Origin of the sequence: Brevibacterium sp. UMB1308A (assembly GCF_030230605.1) — a bacterium.
Taxonomy (GTDB): Bacteria; Actinomycetota; Actinomycetes; order Actinomycetales; family Brevibacteriaceae; genus Brevibacterium.
On sequence record NZ_JASPDO010000023.1, the window covers coordinates 35,176 to 41,957 of the forward strand.

Below are 6,782 nucleotides of genomic sequence, written 5' to 3' on the forward strand. Positions count from 1 at the left end.
CTCAATCGGCAAAAAACGTGCGGATTGCACGTGTTAAGAGTCACATCAAAGTATTATGCTAATTACCTCCAAAGCCGGAGTGACCCCAAGAACACTTTGTGTGTGCACAACCCAAACTTCGTCGCCTGCGACGAAAGACCCCAAAATAAGGAGCTCGAATGTCGGTTGAGTACATTAAAACCGATGAAGCTCTCCCACCAGTTGCAGTGGAAGAGAAGCCCCGGTGGACACCGGGCAAAATTGTTTTATGGGTAGCCATTGCCCTTATCGCCGGTATCGGCTGGACCATGATTGCAATTGTTCGTGGTGAACAGCTCAGCGCAAGTTGGTTCGTCGCAGCAGCGGTGGGTTCCTACCTCATCGCTTTTAGGTTCTACGCGAAATTCATCGAATGGAAAGTGTGTCGCCCTGACCCCAAGCGCGCCACACCCGCTGAACTTAATGACAACGGAAGGGACTTCACCCCCACCGACCGTCGTGTTCTCTTTGGCCACCACTTCGCCGCCATTTCTGGCGCTGGGCCACTTGTGGGACCGATTCTTGCTGCTCAGATGGGTTACCTTCCCGGCACCCTGTGGATCGTTCTGGGTGTGATTGTTGCTGGAGCCGTGCAGGACTACATGGTTCTTTACTTCTCGACCCGCCGGAACGGACGCTCACTTGGCCAGATGGCCCGCGACGAGCTCGGCAAGGTCGGCGGTATCATCACCTCAATCGGAATCATCCTCATTATGACCATTCTGATTGCGGTTCTGGGTGTTGTCATTATTAACGCCCTTGCAGAATCCCCATGGGGTGTCTTCTCGATTGCGATGACCATCCCAATCGCATTCTTCATGGGCTTCTACATGCGGTACCTGCGCCCAGGTGCAATCGTGGAAACCTCGGTGATCGGTGTTACCCTTCTTGTCCTCTCAATCGTTGCAGGCGGTTGGGTTCACAACGACCCGTTGTGGTCAGAAGTCTTCCACCTCACCAAAGTCCAGCTGGCATGGGGGCTGATGATCTACGGCTTCTTTGCAGCCGTTCTCCCGGTGTGGATGCTTCTTGCACCACGTGACTACCTGTCCACCTTCATGAAGATCGGAACGATCGGCCTGTTGGCAGTCGGAATCATTCTGGTGAACCCAGAAGTGCAGATGCCTGCAGTTACACCGTTCGCGTCTAATGACCAAGGTCCGGCATTCGCAGGTTCCTTGTTCCCATTCCTGTTCATCACGATTGCATGTGGTGCACTTTCTGGATTCCACGCCCTTATTTCCTCTGGAACTACGCCTAAGCTGCTAGAAAAGGAATCACAAGCCCGCCTCATTGGTTACGGCGGAATGCTCATGGAATCGTTCGTGGCAATCATGGCGCTTGTCGCAGCTGTCAGCTTGGACAAGGGAATCTACTTCGCAATGAACGCCGCCGAACCTCTCACTGGTGGAACGCCTCAGGGCGCGGCCGACTTCATTACGAACAAACTTGGTATGCCGGGCATTGACGTTACTCCAGAAGCACTTGAACAAGCCGCGCACGACGTCGGAGAAGCCTCGATCGTGTCCCGTACCGGTGGTGCTCCTACCCTGGCTATGGGGATGGCCCACATTCTGCACAACGTGTTCGGTGGACCGGCCTGGATGAGCTTCTGGTATCACTTCGCGGTGATGTTCGAAGCACTCTTTATCCTCACCACGATTGACGCTGGTACTCGTGTCGCACGTTTCATGCTTTCGGACCTGTTGGGCAACTTCATGCCTAAGTTCCGCGACCCGTCATGGAACCTGGGCGCGTGGCTCACCACTTTGGTCATGGTTGCCGGATGGGGATCGATTCTGGTGATTGGTGTGACTGACCCTCTTGGTGGAATCAACACGTTGTTCCCGCTGTTCGGTATAGCTAACCAGCTTCTTGCGGCGGTAGCCCTTGCGGTGGTTCTAGCGATCGTGGTGAAGTCTGGTTACGCAAAGTACGCGTGGATCCCAGGTATTCCACTTGCATGGGACCTCGCTGTGACCATGACCGCGTCGTACCAGAAGATCTTCTCGACTAACCCCAAGCTCGGATACTGGGCACAGCACTTCGCAGTGCGTGAAAAACTGGCCGCTGGAGAAACGTCCATGGGTAACATCAACGGCGCAGAAGCGATGAACGCGGTTGTTCGCAACACGTTCATCCAAGGAACCCTGTCAATCGTGTTTGCTGTTCTGGTGCTCATGGTCGTCCTTATGGCGCTGTACCAGTGCTTCAAAGCAGTCACCACAGGAAAGGTGAGCACATCAGAAGAGCCAGCAGTGCCCACTAAGATCTTCGCACCAAAGGGACTCATCCCCACTAAGGCAGAACGTGAAGTTCAGGCTCAGTGGGACGCGTTCCAAAAGGAGCATGCACAAAAGGTCAAAGCGAATGACTAAGGTTTCGACACTCCTTAAACCGTTAAAAGCTGTTCATTGGTACATCAAGGAAATCATGGGCGAAAACGCCTACAAGCACTACCTCGAGTCCTATCAACAGCGGCATGGCACCTGCGAAGGCGCCATGGGAGAACGCGAGTTTTGGCGCGATCTCACTGACGAACAGGATCGAAACCCTAAAGCGCGCTGTTGCTGAGCACGCTGTAGCTACGAAACTGGGGGCACACGTTTTCACACGTGTGCCCCCATTTTCGTTTACGCCTGACTACATGTGAGGAGTTACGCTTCGGCCCGCCGTTACCACTTACTTGTTATCCACAAGCTCCGGCAGGTCGTAGTCAATGACTAATGGCGCGTGGTCACTCCACCGTTCACCCCATGACGCGGCCCTGTGTACTTGCGCGTTCGACGCCAATTCAGCAAGGTTGGGCGTGGCCATGTGGTAGTCAATCCGCCAGCCTGCGTCATTGTCGAAGGCTTTTCCTCGCATGGACCACCACGTGTACGGGCCCGGAACCTCACCGGAAAGTTTGCGGTGAACGTCGATCCAGCCGAGGTCGCCAAAGAATTCGTCAAAGTACGCACGTTCTTCCGGAAGGAAACCAGCCTTCTTTTGGTTGGCTTTCCAGTTCTTAATGTCCAGTTCCGTGTGCCCCACATTCAGGTCACCCGTCACAAGCGCATAGTCAGCGTGACGCGCAAGCTGTGGCAAACGCTCTTTCATACGGTCCAAGAACCGATACTTGTCATCCTGTTTAGGCGTCCCCGCTTCTCCTGAGTGCACGTACGCGGAAACAACAGTGAGCGTGGAGCCATCGGCTAAGTCATAGTCACATTCGATCCAACGGCCGGCCCCCGCAAAGTACTCATCGCCGATCCCAATGCGCACCTCACGCGCTGGTGTCTGCGATACAACAGCAACACCTGCCCGCCCTTTTGCTTCAGCATCAGCACTGTAAGCGCTGCCTCCGAATGGCTCCATGACTGAGTAGGCAATGTCATTTGCAGCTCTGACTTCTTGCAACGTCAAGATCTGTGGCGTGTTCTGGTTAAACCAGGGTTCCATTCCTTTCCGCATAGCTGCGCGGATTCCGTTCACATTTACGCTGGCGACAGTAATCATGTGTTCATCCTTTCACGCAAAATATCTTACGAGTGACTCGGCTAACGTCCCTGTCATGAAAATTGGGTACAGTTAGAAGTCCTGAGATGACAAGGAGACGACTCATGGCAACACCGGAATTCGACATTGAACGTCTAACCGTCAGCCCACTCGACGAAGTCGACGCGCAAGACCTGCGCACCTTCTTGGTCGATGAACAACAGAAATTCTGGGGCGAACGCGACCTCAGCGAAGACCATGATCCATACTGGTTCCGCCAGTTGGCTGCGTCTGGCCTGGTCGCTCGATACAAAAACGAAATCGTTGGGTACCTTCTGGGTGTGATTCCCCTGGACGGTCCCGCTTATATTCACCTCGTTGCTGCCCGCGACGACTTCCGCCACCAGGGCATCGGTCGCAGGCTTTACGACTCGTTCATCGAGTTGGCACGAAGCAAAGGCAAAACCGAAGTTCAGGCAACAACAATGCCGGAAAACTCAGCAGCCGTTTCGTTCCACTCATCAATCGGGTTCGAAAGCGTGCTCATGGACAATTACGCAGGCAAAGACAAAGCCCGCATTTTGTTCAAGCTCACGCTTGCTCTGCAGTAGTCGCAGGCACACAAACCAAACACAAAGCGAGGGGATTCACATCCCCTCGCTTTGTGTTTGTGCGAGCAAAACTAGCCAGACAACACTAGCCAGCTAGACAACTCCGGGTTAACCACCTCGGGCAAACCCTGGCAAGCCCACTACGCAAGCGACCGTTCAGCGCTTTCAATGACGTTACGCAACAGTTCAACGCGCGTCATGGGCCCTACTCCCCCAGGGTTAGGCGAGTAGAACGAAGACTTAGCCCGCGCTTCTTCCGAAACGTCGCCCACGACCCGGGACTTGCCGGTTTCGGGGTCGGTTTCGCGCGAAACTCCCACGTCGACCAGCACCACGCCATCCTTGACCGAGTCCCCATCCACAATGTCTTTCACACCTGCGGCGGCGACAACGATATCGGCCTGCTGGAGCAGTTCCTTGAGGTTTGTGGTGCCCGTGTGCGTGAGCGTCACAGTGGCGTTCACGGCGCGACGAGTCAGAATCAACCCGATGGGCCGGCCCACGGTCACTCCGCGTCCCAGCACCACTACGTGTTTACCGTTGAGGTCAACACCGTGGCGTTCCAGAAGCTCAACGATCCCCACCGGCGTGCACGGCAATGACGACTCCACGTCTTCACCCACCCGCAGAACCAGGCGACCCAAGTTCATAGGGTGCAGGCCGTCGGCATCCTTGTCAGGGTCGATCAACTCCAAAACCCGGTTGGTGTCGATTCCTTTAGGCAGTGGCAACTGCACGATGAAGCCCGTGCACGCAGGGTTGTCGTTAAGGCGCTGAACTGCGTCCTCAATTTCCTGCTGGGTCGCGGTTTCAGGAAGGTCTTCTCGAATCGACTCGATGCCCACTTCAGCGCAGTCGCGGTGTTTACCCGCCACGTACCACTGTGACCCGGGGTCCTCACCAACCAGTAGCGTGCCCAGGCCCGGTGTGACACCGTGCTCTTTGAGGCGCGCAACTCGTTCAGCAAATTCCTGTTTGAGTGCTTTTGCGGTCGCTTTTCCGTCGAGAATCTGAGGCATCAGTACTGTTTCAGTCCTTCATAAAGCGGGAATGCTTGGGTCAGGCGGTTAACGCGCTGGCGCTGTTCGTCAAGGTCGCAGCCTGGTTTGAGAACCTGCGCCATGATGTCGGCGACTTCAGTGAATTCTTCGTCACCAAAGCCTCGGGAAGCCAGTGCTGGGGTTCCCACGCGTAGGCCCGAGGTGACCATGGGTGGCCGTGGGTCGAAAGGAACCGCGTTGCGGTTAACAGTGATGCCAACCGAGTGGAGCAGGTCTTCTGCTTCTTGCCCGTTGAGCGCGGAGTTGCGCAGGTCGACGAGCACCAGGTGGACGTCGGTTCCTTCTGTCAGCACGCTGACACCGGCGTCGGTGACGTCGTCCTGCAGGAGGCGTTCAGCCACGATCTTTGCTCCACGAATGGTCCGTTCCTGCTTTTCTTTGAACTCAGCTGACTGTGCGATCTTAAATGCGATCGCTTTAGCTGCAACCACGTGCATGAGCGGTCCACCCTGCTGGCCTGGGAACACAGCCGAGTTGATCTTCTTGGCGATCTCTTCGTCACGGCTCAGGATCAGGCCTGAACGTGGGCCACTGAGGGTCTTGTGCACGGTTGAGGACACCACGTCCGCGTATGGGACGGGGCTGGGGTGCAGACCTGCTGCGACAAGCCCAGCGAAGTGCGCCATGTCTACCCACAGTTTCGCGCCAACTTCGTCAGCGATTTCGCGGAATGCTTCAAAGTCGAGGTGGCGTGGGTAGGCCGACCAGCCGGCCACAATCACTTTTGGCTTGCTTTCCAGTGCGGTCTTGCGCACCTTGTCCATGTCCAGACGGTTGGTTGCTTCGTCCACACCGTATGCGGCGATGTCGTAGAGGCGGCCGGAGAAGTTGATCTTCATACCGTGAGTCAAGTGACCACCGTGGGCCAGGCTCATTCCCATCAGCGTGTCCCCTGGGCGGGCCAGAGCGTGCATGACAGCGGCGTTTGCCTGTGCGCCAGAGTGAGGCTGCACGTTAGCGAAGTTTGCCCCGAAAAGCTCTTTCACACGGTCGATCGCAAGGTTTTCTGCGACGTCAACGTGTTCGCACCCGCCGTAGTAGCGACGCCCGGGGTATCCTTCTGCGTACTTGTTAGTGAGGACTGATCCCTGTGCTTGCAGAATGGCTTTGGGGACGAAGTTCTCCGACGCGATCATCTCTAACGTGTCGCGTTGACGTTGCAGTTCGTCATCCAAAACCTGTGCGATTTCTGGATCGACCTGTTCGAGCGATTCGCTCAAAATGGAGGGCACTGACGACATTAAAACTCTCCTTGCAGAACTCAGATCAGCGCTCACTTCTGTGGCACTGACCACCCTCTTCTATGGGCATATGTTCACCTTAACAGTGACCCCGGACACGGGCCGCTGTTATTCGTCGATTGGGCGGGCGTGACCGTGAAAGCCGCAACCATCTTGGGCGCGGAACGCTTTTCGCTACAGTCGAATCTTTGGACTGTAGCGAAATGACCTCAGATCACCCGTTACATTCATTTGTAGGTCCTCATCAGAGGATCTGGTCGCTGGTCCTGGTATGGCTTTTTTGCCCTGTCATCAATGATCCGGGGGGTGTTGCCGCCAGGAGTCCAGGACGCGCGTTGACTGCTGATAGGGACGTGGCCCGGCTTTGTTCG

Annotated in this window: 6 protein-coding genes; 3 read left to right on the forward strand and 3 right to left on the reverse strand. The window is 55.7% G+C overall.

The features are described from left to right. Positions 1–158 precede the first annotated feature (158 nt). Entirely contained in the window at positions 159–2,396 is a 2,238-nt protein-coding gene (locus tag QP868_RS09820) for a carbon starvation CstA family protein (RefSeq protein WP_284926380.1), read from the forward strand. After that, complete coding sequence (locus tag QP868_RS09825; RefSeq protein ID WP_005885770.1) at positions 2,389–2,592, forward strand: CstA-like transporter-associated (seleno)protein; 204 nt, start codon at positions 2,389–2,391, stop codon at positions 2,590–2,592. Before QP868_RS09820 ends, QP868_RS09825 begins: the two co-directional genes overlap by 8 nt. A 108-nt stretch (positions 2,593–2,700) precedes the next feature. Here QP868_RS09825 and QP868_RS09830 read toward each other — a convergent pair whose 3' ends face one another. After that, complete coding sequence (locus QP868_RS09830; RefSeq protein WP_284926381.1) at positions 2,701–3,519, reverse strand: exodeoxyribonuclease III; 819 nt, start codon at positions 3,517–3,519, stop codon at positions 2,701–2,703. 104 nt (positions 3,520–3,623) lie between these two features. On the opposite strand from QP868_RS09830, the gene QP868_RS09835 reads away from it, so the two are divergent. After that, positions 3,624–4,109 (forward strand): GNAT family N-acetyltransferase, encoded by a 486-nt coding sequence (locus QP868_RS09835; protein WP_005885773.1) that lies wholly within the window; start codon positions 3,624–3,626, stop codon positions 4,107–4,109. A gap of 140 nt (positions 4,110–4,249) precedes the next feature. On the opposite strand, the gene QP868_RS09840 is transcribed toward QP868_RS09835, so the two are convergent. Both QP868_RS09840 and glyA read right to left on the reverse strand, forming a co-directional pair. Then, positions 4,250–5,128, reverse strand: a complete 879-nt coding sequence (locus QP868_RS09840; RefSeq protein ID WP_284926382.1) for a bifunctional methylenetetrahydrofolate dehydrogenase/methenyltetrahydrofolate cyclohydrolase — start codon at positions 5,126–5,128, stop codon at positions 4,250–4,252. Further along, the gene (gene glyA / locus QP868_RS09845; RefSeq protein WP_284926383.1) at positions 5,128–6,411 is read right to left on the reverse strand and encodes a serine hydroxymethyltransferase; all 1,284 of its coding nucleotides are present in this window, start codon (positions 6,409–6,411) and stop codon (positions 5,128–5,130) included. The genes QP868_RS09840 and glyA overlap by 1 nt, the downstream gene beginning before the upstream one ends. Positions 6,412–6,782: the final 371 nt, after the last annotated feature.